This window comes from Paenisporosarcina sp. P4_D4, from assembly GCF_056401835.1.
The window spans coordinates 1-19,151 of the sequence record NZ_JBFUIO010000007.1 but is presented as its reverse complement, the minus strand read 5'-3'; the positions used below and the strand labels follow the sequence as shown (position 1 = coordinate 19,151).

At 41.7% G+C, this 19,151-nt stretch carries 16 protein-coding genes and 1 other annotated feature; of the genes, 10 read left to right on the top strand and 6 right to left on the bottom strand.

The window, feature by feature from the left end; translation table 11 throughout:
- Positions 1–26 precede the first annotated feature (26 nt).
- On the bottom strand, positions 27–2,930 hold the full coding sequence (locus AC1DSL_RS03575) for a transglycosylase domain-containing protein (protein WP_477531188.1): 2,904 nt from the start codon (positions 2,928–2,930) through the stop codon (positions 27–29).
- Between the two features lie 108 nt (positions 2,931–3,038).
- Positions 3,039–3,239 (top strand) — a binding site (T-box leader).
- A gap of 170 nt (positions 3,240–3,409) precedes the next feature.
- Here AC1DSL_RS03575 and tyrS point away from each other — a divergent pair.
- Positions 3,410–4,675 (top strand): tyrosine--tRNA ligase, encoded by a 1,266-nt coding sequence (gene tyrS, locus AC1DSL_RS03570; protein ID WP_477531187.1) that lies wholly within the window; start codon positions 3,410–3,412, stop codon positions 4,673–4,675.
- Between the two features lie 163 nt (positions 4,676–4,838).
- Here the strand turns inward: tyrS and AC1DSL_RS03565 are convergent, their stop codons facing one another.
- From AC1DSL_RS03565 to AC1DSL_RS03555, 3 genes are all read right to left on the bottom strand, one after another.
- Complete coding sequence (locus AC1DSL_RS03565; protein WP_016426601.1) at positions 4,839–5,654, bottom strand: cobalamin-binding protein; 816 nt, start codon at positions 5,652–5,654, stop codon at positions 4,839–4,841.
- Positions 5,655–5,795: 141 nt separating this feature from the next.
- Complete coding sequence (locus AC1DSL_RS03560) at positions 5,796–6,515, bottom strand: collagen-like protein (protein ID WP_016426602.1); 720 nt, start codon at positions 6,513–6,515, stop codon at positions 5,796–5,798.
- Between the two features lie 77 nt (positions 6,516–6,592).
- Positions 6,593–8,632, bottom strand: coding sequence for a PKD domain-containing protein (locus AC1DSL_RS03555; protein WP_477531186.1), 2,040 nt, complete (start codon positions 8,630–8,632; stop codon positions 6,593–6,595).
- Between the two features lie 204 nt (positions 8,633–8,836).
- On the opposite strand from AC1DSL_RS03555, the gene AC1DSL_RS03550 reads away from it, so the two are divergent.
- The 8 genes from AC1DSL_RS03550 to AC1DSL_RS03515 all read left to right on the top strand — a co-directional run bounded on the left by AC1DSL_RS03550 (position 8,837) and on the right by AC1DSL_RS03515 (position 16,248).
- Complete coding sequence (locus AC1DSL_RS03550) at positions 8,837–9,256, top strand: hypothetical protein (RefSeq protein ID WP_477531185.1); 420 nt, start codon at positions 8,837–8,839, stop codon at positions 9,254–9,256.
- Between the two features lie 122 nt (positions 9,257–9,378).
- Positions 9,379–9,726 (top strand): hypothetical protein, encoded by a 348-nt coding sequence (locus AC1DSL_RS03545; RefSeq protein ID WP_231391039.1) that lies wholly within the window; start codon positions 9,379–9,381, stop codon positions 9,724–9,726.
- Between the two features lie 38 nt (positions 9,727–9,764).
- On the top strand, positions 9,765–10,352 hold the full coding sequence (locus AC1DSL_RS03540) for an SCO family protein (protein WP_477531184.1): 588 nt from the start codon (positions 9,765–9,767) through the stop codon (positions 10,350–10,352).
- Between the two features lie 87 nt (positions 10,353–10,439).
- On the top strand, positions 10,440–11,171 hold the full coding sequence (locus AC1DSL_RS03535; protein WP_477531183.1) for a hypothetical protein: 732 nt from the start codon (positions 10,440–10,442) through the stop codon (positions 11,169–11,171).
- A 20-nt stretch (positions 11,172–11,191) separates the two neighbouring features.
- Positions 11,192–11,482: a hypothetical protein gene (locus tag AC1DSL_RS03530; RefSeq protein ID WP_477531182.1), complete on the top strand. Its 291-nt coding sequence runs from the start codon at positions 11,192–11,194 to the stop codon at positions 11,480–11,482.
- An 18-nt stretch (positions 11,483–11,500) separates the two neighbouring features.
- Positions 11,501–11,812: a hypothetical protein gene (locus AC1DSL_RS03525; protein ID WP_016426609.1), complete on the top strand. Its 312-nt coding sequence runs from the start codon at positions 11,501–11,503 to the stop codon at positions 11,810–11,812.
- On the top strand, positions 11,809–15,453 hold the full coding sequence (locus AC1DSL_RS03520) for a multicopper oxidase domain-containing protein (RefSeq protein WP_477531181.1): 3,645 nt from the start codon (positions 11,809–11,811) through the stop codon (positions 15,451–15,453). Before AC1DSL_RS03525 ends, AC1DSL_RS03520 begins: the two co-directional genes overlap by 4 nt.
- Before the next feature lie 72 nt (positions 15,454–15,525).
- On the top strand, positions 15,526–16,248 hold the full coding sequence (locus AC1DSL_RS03515; protein WP_477531180.1) for a hypothetical protein: 723 nt from the start codon (positions 15,526–15,528) through the stop codon (positions 16,246–16,248).
- 85 nt (positions 16,249–16,333) lie between these two features.
- Here the strand turns inward: AC1DSL_RS03515 and AC1DSL_RS03510 are convergent, their stop codons facing one another.
- Complete coding sequence (locus tag AC1DSL_RS03510; RefSeq protein ID WP_477531179.1) at positions 16,334–16,825, bottom strand: hypothetical protein; 492 nt, start codon at positions 16,823–16,825, stop codon at positions 16,334–16,336.
- A gap of 369 nt (positions 16,826–17,194) precedes the next feature.
- A complete protein-coding gene (locus AC1DSL_RS03505; RefSeq protein WP_477531178.1) occupies positions 17,195–18,406 on the bottom strand; it encodes an AraC family transcriptional regulator in 1,212 nt (403 codons plus the stop codon).
- A gap of 134 nt (positions 18,407–18,540) precedes the next feature.
- Between AC1DSL_RS03505 and AC1DSL_RS03500 the strand changes: the two genes are divergently transcribed.
- A partial coding sequence (locus AC1DSL_RS03500) for a glycoside hydrolase family 3 N-terminal domain-containing protein (RefSeq protein ID WP_477531177.1) occupies positions 18,541–19,151 on the top strand: 611 nt, incomplete at its 3' end.

The following is a 19,151-nucleotide window of genomic DNA, read 5'->3' as shown; positions in this document are numbered from 1 at the left end:
CTGATAAGTTTCACTGCTTTTTAATTTTATGCTCCTTCACCATCTCCAGGAGGTGGTTCTACTGGAGGTGGCTCTACTGGAGGCGGCTTAGGTTTCGGATCCGGTTTAGGTTTTGGATCTGGCTTCGGCTTTGGTTCTGTACCAGGTTTAGGTTCTGGTTCAGGTGCTTCTACATTTACCATATTGGATGCGGGAGATTGGTTCCCTGTAATATCCACAGCAACCACGAAGTATGTGCCTGGGCTGCTCAATTGATACGAGTTGCCACTTGCTTCTTTGACGGAAGTTAACAAAGCATTGCCACCAGTACTTTTGAACACTCGGTATCCAACGACATCTTTGGAAGCGGAATTCGACCAAGTTAGAGTTCTTCCTGAAATGGAAGCAGAAACTGATCCCGGTGAAGCCCCATCAGCATCGAATGTATCTTCAGATACTACCCGGTCTGCAAAACTGGAATTTTGAGGAAAAAGCTTACTTGCATCACCGTTGATATTGCCAAACATACGATTAATAAAGTCTTTGTTTACACCAACTCCACCACTGACGACAAATTCGCTAGGTGTTGACGAAAGTGCGCGATAACGTTTGCCATCGATCATGACGTAAGATGATGAGACGAAGCTATCATCTGCTTTCCTTGATACGTAAGTGTTGGCATTGAATAAATCAGATCTAACAAGACCTGCACGAGAACATTCTTCTGATGGAGACATTCCTGAAATTGCACAGAATGAACGAGAGACAACGCCTTTAGGCCGCTTGAACTCGGCAGCTGGGTCCACCAGTTCAGGATTCACATCATATGAACTATTCATCAATCTAGCCCATAACATATTGACGCGAGTTCCTGGTTGTTGATAAGTGCCATTCGAAATATTTAAATTGGTTGGAGTATCGTAACCTAGCCATACACCAAGTGTAATAGAAGGGTTATATCCCATGAACCAAACATCGTGTGCATTATTTGTTGTTCCCGTTTTAGCTGCAAAATCAGAATTGAATTTCAATTCCGATTGCGCCCGTCTACCAGTACCTTCAGATAAAACATCTCTTAGCATATCAGTTACGATATATGATGTTTGTGGAGAGTAGACAGGTACAGCTTTTGATTGATGCTTGAAAATAATATTGCCATCAGCATCTTCAATTTTCTCAATCATATATGAATCGATAAATTGACCACCATTCGCCAAAGTGGCATAAGCATTTGTGTTTTCTTCAATTGTGACACCATTTCTAATACCACCAATTGAAGCGGAAAGGTTTACATAATCCTCATCTATTAAACGAGAGAATCCGAGTTTTTTTAAAAATTCGGCTGGCCGTTTTTCGACAATTTGATTATACAATCTTAAAGCTGCCAAGTTTTGTGAAGTTGCCAGTGCCTGTCGGGCAGGAATGATACCAAGTTCTTGCTCTTTATTGAAGTTTCCAGGTGAGTATGGATTTCCACTGCCGTCTACATAGTTTTTGAATGCAACATCGACGACCGGACTTCCAGCACCAATCACACCATACTCAATGGCAGGAGCATAAATTAATAAAGGCTTCATGGTTGAACCATTTTGACGATATCTTTGTGTTGCATGATTTGATGCTTCAATGTCATAACTACGTCCACCGATAAAACTTAAGATTCTGCCCGTACTATTTTCCATCAGCACACTGCCTACCTGAACAGGTTCTTCAACCCATTCATTTTTTTGTGATTCGGCATTGTATTTTTCAACCTTGATAGAGGGGCCATAGTTTTTAAATTCATCTTTAACTTTTTGATGAGCGTCATACATTTCTTTGTCTATGGTTGAATGTATTCGGTAGCCGTTGTTACGCATTGCACGATCGGCCATAATTGTATATTTTTCATTTAATTTTTCTTCATCTTTTAAACGAGAAGGGTCAATGCCGTCTTTTTCAGCTAACGATTCCGCTATAATCTGTTTTGCTTGGCGTTCCAATTCATATGTTAAGAAAGGGTATCTTTCCTGAGGTAATAATTCAGGAGAACGGAAATCTTTTTTAATATCGTAAGCAATCGCTCCGTTATATTCTTGTTCCGTTATGTAGCCGGTTTCTTTCATACGATACAGTACTGTCAGCATCCGATCGATTCCTGGTTTCAGACCATCATCATCTTTCAATAAACCTCCAGAAGTGAATGGTGTATGAGCAAAAGGTGCTTGCGGAATGCCCGCTATAAAAGCAGCCTGAGGTAAATTTAAATCTTTTGCTTTGACATTGAAAATTCCTTCTGCGGCGGTTTCAATCCCTGCAATATTGGCACCAGAAGCGTTGCGGCCGTAGGGGATGATATTTAAATAAGCTTCCAGAATTTCATCTTTTTCCATGAATTTTTCAAGGCGCATGGCAAGAAGAATTTCTTTTGCTTTGCGTTCATAGGAAACTTCATTTGTGAGAATCTGATTTTTGATTAACTGTTGTGTAAGTGTGGATCCACCTGTCTGGCTATCAGAATTCGTTACATCCTGCAGTAGCCCACGGAAAATAGCTTTTGGCACGATTCCATCATGTACTGGGAAATATTCATCTTCCGTTGCATACACTGCATCAAGGACATAAGGAGAAACTTCCTCAAGCTTCGTTTCACGACGCTGTAAATCTGTTCTTATTTTCCCTAAGTACACATTGTTCGCAAAATATACTTCTGAGGTCTCTTCATAACTGAAGATGGATGCGCGCATATCCGCTTCTTCACGAAGTGGTTCCTGATCGACTAGTGAAGCGAAATATCCAGCTGCCACCGATCCTGCAAATGCGCCGCCTACCAAAAGGACAATAAGCAAAATTAATGCGAGATTCCAGATGACCCCTGAGGTAATGCGCAAGCCTTTAGCCCACTGTGCATTTGTCCACCTATCCCATGTTTCGTTTATTTTTTTCAACCAGTTTTTTACTTGATCATTCAACCGAATCGACCTCCTAAAATCTTGTCCTATTATATCATAAAATGGTAGATGCCCAATATATTTATTGACAACGAACAATAAAAGCGTACAATGAAAAAATATATATTATTTTGAGTGATGAAAAGTCCGAAGTAATGAATGCAAGTGCTGTTTAGAGAGCCAGCGGGTGGTGAAAGCTGGTCAGTGTGCATACATGAATTACAGGCTGGGAGCTTAAACGTCAACACAACGATACTGTGTCTGATGAGCGGAAGGACTGGTTCCTTCAAGCTGGGTGGTACCGCGCAAATTGTATTTAGCGTCCCTGCATGATTTTTATTAATCGTGCAGGGACTTTTTTATGTCTAGCTCCACGCGCCAGCTCGCACCTCCGCTTCAGAAACTCAATCGGAAACAAGTTTCCGATATGTTTCTTCCAGCGTCGGAGTTGAGCTAAAGTGGCGAGTTACGCAATTCATATTTTCAAGGAGGAATGGCAAATGACAAACGCATTAATCGAAGACTTAAAATGGAGAGGGCTTGCCTACCAGCTGACTGACGAAGCGGGTATGGAAGAGCTTTTGAATAAAGAATCAATCTCTTTATATTGTGGAGTGGATCCTACAGCGGATAGTATGCACATTGGACACATCGTTCCTTTACTGACATTGCGCCGTTTTCAATTACATGGCCACCAACCGATTCTGTTGATAGGTGGAGCTACAGGAATGATTGGAGATCCGTCTGGCCGTAGCGAAGAACGTCAATTGCAAACAACTGAACAAATTGATGAAAATGTTAAAGGTCTTAAAGTTCAAATGGAACGCATTTTTGATTTTGGTTCTGAAAATGGAGCCGTTTTGGTTAACAACCGTGACTGGATCGGTTCAATGAATGTCATCGAATTTTTACGCGACTATGGAAAATACATTGGAGTTAACTACATGTTAGCGAAAGATACGGTTGCCTCACGTTTGGAAGGCGGAATTTCGTTCACGGAATTTTCGTACATGTTGATTCAAGCAATTGATTACAATCACTTATACAATTCTCACAACTGTCGAATTCAAGTAGGGGGATCTGATCAGTGGGGTAATATTACGACTGGACTTGAAATGATTCGTAAAACCCATACCGAAGAATCAAAAGCATTTGGTATGACCATTCCACTTGTGACGAAATCGGATGGTACGAAGTTCGGTAAGTCGGCTTCTGGAGCGGTATGGTTAGATGCTGAAAAAACATCACCATATGAGTTCTACCAGTTCTGGTTGAATACAGCAGATGCAGATGTAATCAAGTACATGAAAATCTTTACTTTCTTGACACGTGAAGAAATCGAGGCATTTGAAGTGACAGTTGCGGAAGAGCCACATTTACGCAAAGCACAAAAGGCGCTTGCTGAAGAAATGACACGTATGATTCATGGTCAAGACTCTTTGGATAATGCACTGCGTATTACACAAGCATTATTCAGCGGAGACTTAAAATCATTATCTGCAAGTGAAATGAAAGAAGTATTCAAAGATGTCCCTTCCATTGAATTGCCAAAAGAAGACAAAAACATTGTGGACTTATTGGTTGAAGCAGGCGTTTCGCCATCTAAACGTCAAGCTCGTGAAGATGTAACGAATGGAGCGATTTCAATCAATGGAGAAAAATTGACGGCTGTCGATCACATCGTGAATGCTGAAAATCGTTTGGATGATTCGTTCTCAATCGTGCGTCGCGGCAAGAAGAAATACCATATGGTGAAATTCGTATAACATAAGAGGAAAGACCGTATTTATTATAAAAACGGTCTTTTTTATTAAAAGATAGACATGTTTCCAACGAACCACCACTCAACGTTAAACTGTGATGATTTTCGTCTTAAAAGTAAAGCTGCCTTGATGACTAATATCGTCATCAAGACAGCTTTTTTCGTAATCACTTATTTTCAGTAATCCATGTAGGTAATTCTAAATCGGCATAAATATCAGGATGTAGGATATTGGCGAGCTTAAACGCACCTTCCAAAAGGCGCGGGGAGGGACGGCAATACAATTCTTCTTCCATTATATGTACATTGTTCTTTTGTAAATCTGTTAGATTCTCATAACCAGACCGTTTTTCAACAACTTTTTTATTCACTTTAGATAGCTGAACGCCAACCCAAGCAAGGAAAATATAGTCCGGATTGCGACGCATTACATCATCCCAATCTGTCTGAACACTTGCCAATTCAACGTCACGAAAGACATTGCGCCCACCAGAAACTTCACTGACTTCAGTTAACCAATTTACCTGTCCGGGTGTAAAGATTGGTTTCGGCCACCACTCCCAATATAATTCGGGATAAGTGGAAACAAGGGTAGCGCGAATCTTCATTTCATCAACAAATTTTCTGTATTCCAAGACGATCTTTTCAGCCTCAACAGAAATACCACATGCGTGACCAACAATCAGTAAATCCTCTGCAATATCGTTTAAACTTTGAGGATTCAACACAAGATGGGGAATACCACGATCTACTAATTCGTTCACATTTTTCTCCATACCAGGAACACTGAGCGAAGCCAATACAAGATCAGGCTCTAATGCCTCTAGTGCATCGATATCAATTGACAAATCCGGACCTAATCGAGGTAAATGTTGAACTGAAGAAGGCCAATCAGAAAAGTCGTCGAGTCCGACAAGCTGATCCGTTAAGCCTAAATAGGCAAGAACTTCAGTATTGCTAGGGCATATAGAAATGAGTCTCATACAAAAACTCCTTTTAATTTTTATATAAGTGTATCATAGGCACAAAAAAAGAGCCCCAACTGGGACTCTATTGAAATTAACGAGAGTAGTACTCAATAGTCAAAATGCCTGGGCATCGAAAGTGCACAGGCATTTTTTATTTCACCCTACCTGGATAATTTGCAGGGTGGCCAATTTGTAGCTAAAATGCTCCTGTAATTCTGCTTGGATTTTAACAATATCTCCTTCTAGCAATGAAACTAAATCAGAAGAGGACAGGGAGGTAGCAGTGGTGGATTCGGTGAACGACGATACTACCGTAATGGCGTCATTTATCTTTACGTGAAATGTCGATGGCGAACAAGTTATTGTATTTGATGCCAATATGATTTTATAGCTAATTTGATAAATCCCTGATTTCAATACTTTCAGACCGTCTTGCATTAACTCTACATCTTGGAGTGGTCCAGGCATGATAAATCTAACAGCCCCAGACGCTTTGCTCATTACATTGCAAATGCCGAAACCATGAGCTGCTTGCAATATACCTGGTGGTCCAGGTGGGCCTTGATCCCCTTTTGGACCTTGTATTCCTTGTAGACCTCTAATGCCTTGATCACCACTGGGACCTGGGGGACCTTGATCCCCTTTTGGTCCTTGTATTCCTTGTAGACCTCTAATGCCTTGATCACCACTGGGACCTGGAGGACCTTGATTACCTTTAGGTCCTTTTAATCCTTGTGGGCCCTGCTGGCCTTTTGGTCCAGGGGGGCCTTGTTCTCCTCTAAAACCAACGGGACCTTGATAGCCTCTAGGACCTCTAGGCCCACGTGCGCAATTACAATTATTCGATGATCCATTACATTTTGGACAGCGATCCAATTTAATCCTTCCTTCCTTAATAAAGATGGCAATTGATTTGATGCGTTCGTACTTTTGCATCCCTGACCAATTGTTTTTTAATTGCGAATATTAAGTGGTATATTTTGGAGTGTCCCGCCCGAGCTGGATTGAATGGAAATAGCTCTCGTTTGATCTGGCAGCTGAGAGGAACCTTCAACCCGATACTCCCATTCCCCTAATGTATCCACAGGCACTTGGGCTAGGAGAGTGCCGTTAAGACTACTGCCGATATAGATAGAGATTGATGCCCCTGCTTGAAGCACATTTGATGTCCCGGAAATACGCCATTCTGCATCACCAGTACGATACTCTGCCCGAGTAACAGTCAAGGTTTCCGGAACCGATGTCACTTGGACAGTGTCTGAAGAAATGCCTCCAGGACCTTGGACTGTAAGTTGGAAAGTTAGTGTTGCTGGCTGTGCGGGAAATCTAAATGTGGCTGTGGATGTATTGGGATTGGTTAATTGTACGGGAACTCCCGAGATTTGAGCCCATTGGTAAGATGTTGCAAGCCCTGTTGCACTTCCTGCCAGCGTCACTAGTGCTCCTTGCTGGACGACTTGATCTGGCCCTGCATCAGCAATTGGAGGTGGTGTGGAGTCAAGAACCGTAATACTTACGGAGTCGGTGGAAGGTCCGCCTTCGCCATCAACTGTCAAATCAAATACTAGAGTTGCTTGTGAAGCTGGTGTAACAAAGGTAGGAGTTGCTGTAGTGCCACCGGTTAATGCAACAGTAGGTCCGGATAACTGTATCCAATTATATGAGGTGATAGCACCCGTTGAATTCGTTCCGTTCAGAAACACGGTTGAATTAACGACAACTGTTTGGTCGGGCCCGGCATTAGCTGCTACAGGTATAGGGCCATCAGGAGAACCGGTCACTGATACATCTATAACCCTTGTGCCTACCGCTGTCGATTTAATAGTTACCTGGGACGGTGCAAATGAGAGGCTTGTAGTGCTTAATCCGTTAGGCGGAATGATGATCTCGCCAACCCCAAAATCCTCTATGGATAAAGCCGGTGCTCCAATCAAATCACTGGATGAGGCAATGACGTCCAAAGTTTGTGAATTCGTGTCATAGTTGGCCGTTGCCGTAATGAAATCAACTGGCCCGGCTTCTTTTATACTGTTCGGAACATCACTCAAGTTTGTAACAGTAAGGGAAGCAGGGGGGCGGGCACCTGTATAAGCGACTCGGGCAAAGTACTGTCCGTTTATTCCTTGAAGCAGGGCGGTGTCAATTCCGTTTCCGGAAACGCTTATCGTTTGTGCGGTGTCATCTGAACCTGCAAAGACATCTAGCAGTCCGCCTGCGCTATCGGTTTGTGTATAGTTGGCTCTAGTCACATCGACTCCCGAAACGGTAGAGATTTTTCCTAGAACAGTAAAAAGTCTGGTTTCAATACAGTTATCGGGGTCAAGGCCAGGAGTTGTTGAGCGATCCGGGGATCCGATGCCAATTCCTGGCCCTTCAATCCGAAAAATGTTTTGAGGCTGTCCGAATGAATCAACAAACACACTGCCTGTAATTAGATGGGGCACATTTGGATTGCCAATATATCCTTCTGGGGCAAGTGGTGCAACATTTGGATCCCATTTTAAAAATGGATGGACGCGGCTGTTAAGCGCAAGCTCGAATTCCCCGCCGTTCAATCCGCCAATATCCTCTGTAAAATTAATTTCCCCGGCTCCCTCTCCATCAGGTTCAGCGATGAATGTGTCAGTTCCATATGGGTGTGTAACCGTATACTCTGCATTTGGCTGTAATCCAAAGATACGAATCCGCACTCTGCCAAATACAATTTGGTCTCCATCCCTAGGAACTTCGCTTACAAAAGCAGCTTCCAAAGCTAAGACAAGCCTAGCTCTTTCGCCAGTACCAGTAGTCATTTCAGCTTCCGCCAGAAAATAAAAAGCTTCCGATGGATAGTTATCCGGGAATGACACGGGCAGCGCTGGGTTAGGCAAATCTGCAGGAGTAATCCCTGAGTAAGGATCAGTAGTATCGACATTCAATTGAAGACGCAATCTATTTTCATCTTTATACCATACAGGAAAACCATCAAACGCATTAATTGGTCCGACTGTCATGTATAGCCTCCTTTTTTTTGCAGAAAAAGTGATTCTACCAAATTTAACTGGAGATCAGGCGATTTCCTAATTTCTGCATATTTTTTCAAACTGTTATCAGTGTATGCAGAAAGGAATCCCATAGAGCAGGCAAATATACAACATTTTACAGTGGACAAAGTTCGTTCATATTTGTTGGTACATATGTTGTGTAGAGGTGGGGCTATGGATAAAATTGCACATTTAATCATCTTTTATGTAGATGGTTGGATAGCTCTTTGTTTTTATTTTTATTTGCGAAGCTTTAAAAAGTTAATCGGGTTTCAGTTGGGGATGAACATTAGTGTGGCAATGGGTGGGATGGCAGCTCTGCTTTCTGGTGTTTTGCTTCAGCAGCAATATCCATTCCATTTTACGTTGATTACGCTGATATCAACGGCCGTGGGGCTATTGGTTGGTGCGTTATTTGGTCTCCTGTTCGATTACCAGACGTTTGTAACCGGATTGACCAATGGTGCGTTCATTGGGCTGATGTCCCCGATGATTGGAACTGTTGTAGAAATGCCTACCCTGTTCAGTTTGTTCGTGCATGGGGTCTTTGCATTATGTTTACTCACCATTCTCATTTCTATTAAAAGGTCGTGATGTAAACCTTGTGGCCCATTATATTGTTATTGATGTGGTGCTTTTTCGAAGCTTTTTTTGTTTACTCGATATTTATTAAGAAGCATTTCCTGTTTGATGATCGATTTACAAAGTCGATGTGTATGGCTATATCCATGATGTCTTCATTTGCCATGGCGTTTTACACTCGTTTGCTTCTTCCTGTCAATCAGCCTATTTTTTATTTGATTCCCTTGGTAATAGGACTTTGCATTGGCTGGAAGTTCGGGGCTATGATTAAAGCTCCTGCTTCCCTAAATGGAATTTATAATGGTGCAATTGGTGGAATCATGGGAATGATGTTTGGTGCAGTCCTGCAAAATCCAGCCCTGTGCAAGATCCCAATTGAAACGGAAGCCATGATTGCTGAAAACATGTATATTCTGGCCTTTTTCATTGCCTGCCTTCATGCACTCGTATGCCAGCTCGTTCGCTATTCATTTAGGGTGTAATGGAGCTCATTCTCATGAAAAAACCAAGGAGGAGTTAAATGAAATTTTTTGCATGTACCATTTTATTGATTGGGGGAATTTTGGCCATTTACTTCTTTTGGCCCGAATCAACCAGCTTGCCTAAGTTGGGTACCGTAACTGATTGGGAACTGACAGAAGTGGGAACAGAGGAAGTGCCTGCCCATGATAAGCCAAAACTTATCACATTTTTCTATACAAACTGTCCAGATATTTGCCCTACCACTATGATTGATCTGCAAAATCTGCAGCAATCGATGGCGGACGAAGGGATAACTGAAGATCAATATCTTATTGTATCGGTGACGCTGGACCCGGCCTACGATACAGAAGAGAGAATTCTCCAATATAAAGAAGCTTTTGGAATCACAAGTGACAATTGGCTGTTTTTAAGAGGCTCTGAAAAAGAAATCAGAGGGTTTACCAAGTCCTTCAACTTTGTGTTTGAAAAGAATAAGGATGGGTTCCTAACCCACTCCACATCGATGTATATTGTGGACTCAAAGAACCAAATCAGATCCATCCACGACATGGCGGTGGGAGACAAAAAAGTGAATACCGAAGAAATTCTCCACCATTTCATGCAATTGATAAAAGAAGCAGAATAGTTTGGCTGGTCTAGTCTTTTTATAGTTCATAAAATTATGGGCTCAACATAAATTATGGAAGAGATTTCAAAATGAAGGAGCCTGCAGATGAAGGATCATTTTGAGGAGCCGGGATCGTTAGGCCAGACAACGGACGATTTGAACAAAAATCCTTCGTTTTCTTCACCAACCAGTGCGGTTTCCGAAGAAGAGACGAGAATTCTTTCCGAGTATATCGCCCAGAAAAACCTGTTTAAAGTGACGAGCCAAGACGAATCCCGCAGGAAAGTCCTTTTCTTGAAGCAGTTTTTTAAAATGAAGCGGAACCAGCAAGTTGTCGTTTCTTTTGTCATCGAAAAGGATATCCCTTTGACGACTGAGGGAAAAGTTGCAACGATTGGAAGAGATTTTGTCATGCTGACAGATCTGAAAAAAAGATTATGGATTCCCTACAGAGCAATTCAATCTGCAACCATCCCCTTTGGATTTCCCACTTACTCCAATACCCACCAACATTTTATTTATGATAATAACCTCCAGCAAAAGCTCGTTCTTCAATTCGGTGAGACAGTAGCTAAAAAAGACGTCCTAATCCGCCAGTTTTTTGAAGAATCTCTTCAAACAAACCTTCACTTCTGGAAAGGAATCTGGGTTGAAACCAGAACAGCTGACAACATCTTTTTCGGGAAAATCGGGTCAGCCACAAAAGCAGATTTAATTCTTCAGCTGTCAAAGAAAAAAGTAAGCGTGATTCCATTAAACGAGATTCGCTTTGTTTCAACTATCGGGATAATCTCACTATGGAAAAAGGTCCTGAAGTTATGGCTGGAAAAAGATTGAAATAATAAGGGGGCAAATTGATGGAACAAACAGAGGATAATTTATATGAAGAGCTGAAAAAGCTTATTGGGGATGACCTAATTGTCATAACCCGGGCCGTCCAGCTGAACTTACTCGGCCAAGTATTCCGCCCCATTTTCTCTGGAACGGTTTCTGACGTTCAGCATGGTCATATGACGTTGTCACCAGTCATCATTAAAATGGTGAATGCTCCATTTTATAATTTTCCTTTCCCATTAAGCATTCCATTTGAGCAAATTGTTTCTTACTCGACCGAAGTGCCTGTTGATGAAGTGTTCCCATTAGCATAATTGAGGAGAGATTATTAAATGACTAACGAAAAAAGTGAATGCAGGCCGGTTAATGATACAAGAGAGGAAGCTCTTGTATTTTATTTCAAAAAAAATATAGGACGGCGGGCATTCATATTGACTGAAGCCTTTCCATTTATGTTCATAGGCAAGATCAAAGGAATATTGGGAGATATCGTGACATTGTATGTACAAACCACATCCGTACCTGCCTTGGAAGGAAAGGTGTGGAACATTCATATCGATTCCATTGATGTGTTCTACATTGAAACAGGCACCGGGGCAAAAATTCCTTATTTAAAAGATTATTCAGATGAGGAACTTGCATGACTAGAAGGTATCATGTAGCAGCAATTCCGATTCGTATTGTTCTGAATTCATTTGGGGACCACAACCCTAATGGGATGATGTACGTTCTGAAAGAAAATGAGCATAAAGTTAAAGACTTGGTCAAAAAGAATCCTTTCTCTTCTGTTGAGCTCGTCCAGCCTCTCGTCATCCGGGCAAATGAAGGAGAAACCATTGAAATTCTTTTCAAAAATAAATTGGATTTCAATACAGGCATGCATTTTCAGCAAGCCGAATATGATGTATGCCAATCGGACGGAGCAAATGTAGGGTTCAATAAAGATACGACGGCTGCCCCAGGTGAATCTATTCTATATCGATTGCATGCGGTTAAAGAAGGAACGTATATCTTTTCTGATCTGGGCAATCCGGCAAGCGGTGAAAATGGTTCCAATTCCAATGGGTTGTTTGGGGCTTTATTGATCCAGCCCCGCTTTTCCTGGTGGACGGACCCAGAGACGGGCAAAACCATGAATAGCGGTGTGTATGCTGATGTACATCATCCTTTGCTTCCTTCGTATCGGGAATACGCCTGGATATTCCATGATGAAATGGAGGTCGATGATTTAACGGGAAACCGGCCAATCAATCATCTTACTAATCAGGAGGAGGAATCCTTTCATGGGGCTAACTACCGGTATGAACCGATCAACAGACGCCAGCAGCTCATTGAAGAAGGGGTTGTAGGACCTAATACGGAAGGTGAAGAAGTCCATCATGACTCATGGGTATTTGGAGATCCATCAACCCCGATTTTGAGGGGATATGTAGGGGATCCTGCAAAATTCCGTGTGATACATGGCGGGGTGAAAGAGACGCACGTCTTTCATTATCATGTACATCAATGGCTGAGTGACCCGCAAGACCTCAACTCGGAAATGCTTGATTCCCAAGCAATCAGTCCTCAATCCCACTACACAGTTGAGCCTCTTTACGGGTTGGGAAGCCTACAAGGCTCCTTTGGTGACGCCATTGTCCATTGCCATCTGTATCCGCATTTCGCAGCCGGAATGTGGGGCATGAACCGGATATTTAATACGCTTCAGGACGGTTGCCAGTGCTACCCGAATGGTGTCCCTATAAAGGCTTTGCAGCCATTGCCTGACCGTAAAGCCCCGCCGAAGCCTACAAAATTGAAACCGGGGTTCCCGAACTTCATCCCAGGGAAGGTCGGTTACAAAGCGCCGCGTCCACCGCTAGGCATCAAAGGAGGACGGGGATTGACAGAACTGGAACGCAACGCAGCAGTGAAAAATCCAAGGCCAGGGGCTGTATTTGTAAATCCATCTCCTGAAGATGCAATCGTGAAGGAATTTAACGTCTCGGTAATCGAACTGACCGTAACCTATAACAAACAGGGCTGGCATGATCCGAAAGCCAGGATTTATGTGCTGGATGAAGACCTGGATGATGTATGTTCAGGGAAGAAAGAGCCTGAACCGCTCGTTTTCCATGCATCGGCACATACCAGCATCCGCATTAATTTTACAAACCGATTGCCCCATATTCTTGATGGCGATGCATTCCAGCTGGTGACGAGAGCGTACGAAACCGGTTTCCATATTCACTTTGTGAAATTTGATGTTCTTGTGAACGATGGGGCAAATGTCGGCTGGAACTATGATTCTTCGGTACTGCCAGGTGAAACCATCCAGTATGAATATTATGCTGATATCGAGTTGAAAGCCTGGTTCGTCCACGATCACTTATTTCCAGCCTCCCATCAGCAGCATGGAGTATTCGGATCTGGCGTTGTCCACCCGCGATTTACGGAGATTCTCGATTCGGCTACAGGGGAAGAGGTTGCCCGCGGCGCCCAGGTCACTACTCGGAATCCCTTGATTCCTGATTATCGGGATTTTGTGCTATTCGCACAGGATTTCGCCTTGCTGTTCGATAAAGACGGCAAACCCCTTCAGCCCCCTGGGTTCCCAGGCTCTTTTGATGACCCGGGTTTATTCGGGGTGAACTACAAAAATGAACCCCTTCAATTCCGATTAGGACCTGAATGCGATCCTGCCTATACATTTAGTTCTTATGTGAATGGTGATCCGATTACCCCGATATTGAAAGCATACGAAGGAGACAGCATTCGGATCAGGCTTCTCCAAGGGTGTCAGGAAGAATCCCATAGTTTCAATGTCCATGGGTTGAAGTGGCTAAAGCAGCGAAGGAATTTGAATTCAAATGTCGAAGAGCAGCAGCATATTGGAATATCCGAATCGTTTACCATGGAAACTTTTATTCCTCGAGCGGGAGATTATTTCTGGGCATTTGAAACGGAAGAAGATCTATGGAATGGGCTTTGGGGATTGATTCGGGCATTTGATGAAAGAGTGCCGGGTCTTATCCCTTTATCTGACCGTCCAGCCCCTTTAAAGCGTTCAAGGCCACTCCCTGAATGTACGGGGAAAAAGCCACCTAAAGCAGATGACCCTACTAAAGTTCCAGTCAAAAAAGGTCCAATCCGCTATTTTGATATCGTAGCTTTCCAAGTGCCACTTAGCTATAACAGTTTTGAAGATCACGATCCTCATGGGATCATTTTCGCACTGAGGAAAGATATGGATGCTATTTTAAAAGGAAAGAAAAATCCGGAACCGCTGGTCATTCGTGGAAACGTTGGAGATACAATAGAAATTGCTCTCACTAGCCTTTTGAAACTGGATCTATTCCCATTCAAGGATGGCATCTACCCATATCCGGAAGTAAAGGAGCAGGCTTTCTATCCGCCATCTTTGAGAATCTCCTTGCACCCACAATTGATCCAGTATGATGTGAAAACATCTGCAGGGGAAACAGTTGGTTTCAATGGAGACCAAACGGTAGGACCAGGTGAAAGCAGGAAATATCGCTGGTATGTTGACGCCCCAATGGGTGCATGCGGCATGTGGGATATGGCGGATATCCGCAACCATAAGTCCCACGGCGCATTCGGCGCATTTATTGCCGAACCAAGGGGAACAGAGCATTTAGATCCCTATACGCTGAAGCCGGTCAAAACCGGAGCGAATGTGGTTCTACGTAACCCTTTCCTTCCAAGCATAAGGGAATTCGTCATCATCATGCATGACGGCGTAAGGCTGCTTGATAAAAAAGAACAGGTAATAGTCGATCCTCTTGCGGGGATGATTTTGCCACCTCCGGACATTGATGAAGACGAAGTCGATACGTATGACCAAGGTTCCAGAGGATTCAACTATCGAAGTGAACGTTTGGTCAACCGCTACCGCAAACATTCAGTGCTGCAAAACTTATTCAGTTCGTGTGTTTTCGGGGACCCGGCTACGCCATTGTTTGAAAGCTACTTAGGAGACCCGGTTACAATTCGATTGGTGACGCCAGCAGAAAGGCGCAGGACGCATACGTTCCATATTCATGGACATCGCTTTCGATTTGAAGTGAAAAATTTGAATTCACGTACGGAATCATTTGCAGGATTGAACGTAGCGGGAGCAGCACGCAATTTGGAATTGCTCGGCGGCGCTGGTGCTTATATGGGATTCCCAGGGGATTATATGTACCGTGCAGGAAATATACTCTGGGACATAGAGCAGGGTATGTGGGGGATAATGAGAATTCACAAAGGGATTCAAGAACATTTGCCTCCATTAGAGAAATAGAGCGAACAGAAGAGAAGAATAATTTCTTCTCTTTTTTCTACATAGAATTACTTTAGGGAAGGGGGTGAGAAAATGAAAAAAGAAAACCATAAGGAAATATCTTCTGATGAAAAGGTACAAAAAAAGTTTGATAAAGAAAGTTATTTCTTTATACCCGTACAATGCTGTCCCGATCGGTACCCATCCCCAAATCTTCCTTCCCCTACGAGCTGCCTTCCGCAAGAAGATTTGGAACGAGTAATTGAAAAGATAAGGGCTGCAAATGAATTGCTTCTTGATCTGGCTCTGGGAGAGGAGCGGCTGCCAGATGAAACTTATCAGAAAGTTTTTGACGGTTTAATTGGACTGCGAGTTGAGATTACCGCTCTATCAGGAGAAACCTGCGAGGGGAAAGTCTCCCTATCAGGCTATGATTTTGTTGTGCTTAACAATGAAGAAAAGGTATTCATCTACCCATATAGTCAAATCGATATAGTTAAGCCTTTTGGGCGTTTTGCGGATCCTTACGATGACCCTGAACTAAGGGAAATCGATCCTTGCTTTCGCCGGGAATTGACCTTTAACTTCGGGGATGTCGTTTCTTCTTCGCCAGAATTAATCCATCTGTTTTTCAGGATGAGGCTGAACATTTATTTACTTGTATATGAAGAAAAACATATACAAGTCCAAATTGATGGCCAAACAATTGAAGGACAAATGAAAAAAGTAGATAAAGAATCAATCAGTCTAGAAGTGGCTGAACAACTGACAACCATTTCAATAGATAAAATCAAATTGTTTACCTTAAACAATTAAACAAAAAAAGTCAGCTTTTTGAAGGAAACCTTCATAATAGCTGACTTATTTTTTAACTGGTGAGGTACTTGATAGAACTCTTTATTCAATCTTTAGATATAGCTGTTTCAACGGTTACGATCCTATCAATGGAAAAAATCAGTGTTCTGCCTTTAATATGCTCCCTATCTCCATGAAGCTCCGATTTTTCCTCAAAATCTTCTTGAGTTAATTCTTCCTCTTCCATATCTTCTTCAACTGGTTCTCCGTCAACTAACGGCAGAAGCAATTCAACAAAATTGGACCCTACATAAATGATTTTTCCAAACGCTGAATGGCCATTCTCCAGTTCTATTTTGACGTTGAACCAAAGAAGTTGATACAAGCGGTAATTTAGGCCCTCAGTCAAGCCTGCTAATCGAATACTGAAATCATCATCACACAAATTCCTGCGGCAACGATTTCGACAGCAATTGCATCCAATTCCATACCCACATCCACAACTTGAAGGACAACATGCCCAATAGGAGCAATTTCTGAAGTCTAAATCAAAATCGCGGGTATGGCACCCGCAATCCGTGTCTTTATGCTTTTCCAAAATAACACAACCTCCTTTCATTTTATTATTGGTATATGAAATTTTTTACATTAGTTTTGGTCTGGAACCTATAAAGATAGAAAGTAAATTCTTAAACCAATAGATTTTACTATTAGTGTTTTGGGTAATGAACGAATTTATGGATAGGGGAGGTCGAAGATTCGAGTTTATTACAGAATTAAATAAGGGGAAATTAGAGGAATTGAGATGAAAAATCTTAATCCCTCTTTTTTAAATTGTCTGATTTATGAAGAATTGCTACGAATGTTCCTTAAAGAGATTTCAAAGCATCTGCAAAAGCGGTCTGTTTCCAAGGCACTATGAAAACCCAATTCTATTTAATGATTATAAAAACAGATACAAAGCAAATTATAAATCTGATTTTGCGTTCCTAAATCTGTTTGGGGTTATGCCGGTATATTTTTTAAATACTGTTTGAAAATGACTTTGCGAGGAAAAAGCCAGATGTAATGCAATTTCAGCATTACTTTTGTTAGTAAACTGCAGTAAGCGCTGAGATTCTAAAATTTTTTCTTGCAAAATATATTGTGTTAAGGTAATACCGGTTTGCTTATGAAACTGACTACTCAAACGGGAGCGTGATATTCCGAATTCGGAAGCTATTTCTTCAATCTTGATATTGTTAAACAAATTTATGGAAACATAATTTGCACATTTTAAAAATAATTTAGAAGAGCTATTGCAATTATATTTCACCTGTTTTGTACGTTCGGCAAACTCTAATAACATTTGCTTGATTAATGGGTATATGGATGCAGCATTGCGAAGCATTTCCAACTTTTGAATATACAAATCAGATAAATGGAATGCAGTCTGGACGTTTAATCCCCCTTCGATTGAGGCCCGAGAAGCTACGGTAGCGCAAGAAATTCCCATGTTCTTAAGTTGGCGCAAGGTATCATTGGCCATTGTTCCGGCCTTTATTTTTGGAAAGGCACTGAATAATTCTTTTAAAGCGTCAGGCTGACCATTTTTTATATAGAACAATAGCATTTTTTCATTTTGATAGTTATCGATAAAAAGAGAACTGGATTCTTTTTCACCAGAAAAAAATAATGTATTCTGCATACTGCTATTCATAATATCATCTTGATGATTTTCTGATTTTGTTTCTACAAATACGTCTTCTACAAAAAGTGGATTCTTATTGATAGTGGAAGCAATAAAGGAAAGGAGCCATCCTATACGTTCGGCAGAAATAGAGGGGGCGCACTTCAGTTTACCAATATATTCTTCATGATATTTTTCTTTTACATTCAATAAAAATAAAAGGTTATCTAATTTATTTTTGTCATTCGTTAAAATGGAAGATGGACCTATCACAATTCGATAATCATCATCCAATGAAACATAACCATAAAATTGAAACAGATCGGTAGTAATGATAACGGCAATATGCTCAGACTGTAGCATGTTTTTCTCATAAAGCAGAAAAGGATCCGGATTCATGGGATATATCGAGTAGTAGTAGACTTGATTTTCTCTTTGGTAAAGTCTGACAGAAGCACTTGTGGATTTGGCAAGTGCTTTACTTAAATATCTTAATTCATTTAAATTCATGTTTATTACCCACTTTCTAAAGGGGCGTGCCTTTTATATAATTTTGAAAACAAATTTGAAATACAAGTATTACTTTATCGTATAAAATTTAATTATTCAAAAAATATATCGCGCGCATAAGGGATGGAGTTAGCATGGAAAAAGTCAATCGTACGTTAAAAAGTGTTTTACCAAGAGCAAAGGAACTTGTGAAGAAGATGTCTCTTGAAGAAAAAGCCAGTCTTTGTTCGGGAAAGAATTTCTGGAATACAAAAGAAATAGAACGTCTTGGAATAAAATCAATGATGGTAACGGATGGTCCCCACGGTTTACGTAAACAGGCAGGAGATTCCGATCACTTGGGTATTAATAATTCGGTATCAGCTACTTGTTTCCCTACGGCTGTAGCAACAGCCTGCAGCTTTGACCGTGATTTATTATATGAAATGGGTATTGCACTTGGAGAGGAATGTGTACAAGAGGAGGTTGCTGTGATTCTGGGACCGGGAGCCAACATAAAGCGCAGCCCGCTTTGTGGCCGTAACTTTGAATACTTTTCAGAAGATCCGCTTCTGACTGGAGAAATGGCTGCTGCACTCATTGGTGGGATACAGAGTAAAAACATAGGTACCAGCCTGAAGCATTATCTTGCGAACAATCAGGAAAAAGCGCGTCTTATCTCAAATTCGGTAATTGATGAGCGGGCATTGAGAGAAATATATCTTACCGGATTTGAAATAGCGATAAAGAAAGCGCAACCTTGGAC

Excerpts from the sequence above, each read along its gene's own strand:
- tyrS (WP_477531187.1), top strand. The coding sequence starts at position 3,410 with ATGACAAACGCATTAATCGAAGACTTAAAATGGAGAGGGCTTGCCTAC.
- AC1DSL_RS03565 (WP_016426601.1), bottom strand. The coding sequence starts at position 5,654 with ATGAGACTCATTTCTATATGCCCTAGCAATACTGAAGTTCTTGCCTAT.
- AC1DSL_RS03555 (WP_477531186.1), bottom strand. The coding sequence starts at position 8,632 with ATGACAGTCGGACCAATTAATGCGTTTGATGGTTTTCCTGTATGGTAT.
- AC1DSL_RS03550 (WP_477531185.1), top strand. The coding sequence starts at position 8,837 with ATGGATAAAATTGCACATTTAATCATCTTTTATGTAGATGGTTGGATA.
- AC1DSL_RS03545 (WP_231391039.1), top strand. The coding sequence starts at position 9,379 with ATGGCTATATCCATGATGTCTTCATTTGCCATGGCGTTTTACACTCGT.
- AC1DSL_RS03540 (WP_477531184.1), top strand. The coding sequence starts at position 9,765 with ATGAAATTTTTTGCATGTACCATTTTATTGATTGGGGGAATTTTGGCC.
- AC1DSL_RS03535 (WP_477531183.1), top strand. The coding sequence starts at position 10,440 with ATGAAGGATCATTTTGAGGAGCCGGGATCGTTAGGCCAGACAACGGAC.
- AC1DSL_RS03530 (WP_477531182.1), top strand. The coding sequence starts at position 11,192 with ATGGAACAAACAGAGGATAATTTATATGAAGAGCTGAAAAAGCTTATT.
- AC1DSL_RS03525 (WP_016426609.1), top strand. The coding sequence starts at position 11,501 with ATGACTAACGAAAAAAGTGAATGCAGGCCGGTTAATGATACAAGAGAG.
- AC1DSL_RS03520 (WP_477531181.1), top strand. The coding sequence starts at position 11,809 with ATGACTAGAAGGTATCATGTAGCAGCAATTCCGATTCGTATTGTTCTG.
- AC1DSL_RS03515 (WP_477531180.1), top strand. The coding sequence starts at position 15,526 with ATGAAAAAAGAAAACCATAAGGAAATATCTTCTGATGAAAAGGTACAA.
- AC1DSL_RS03505 (WP_477531178.1), bottom strand. The coding sequence starts at position 18,406 with ATGAATTTAAATGAATTAAGATATTTAAGTAAAGCACTTGCCAAATCC.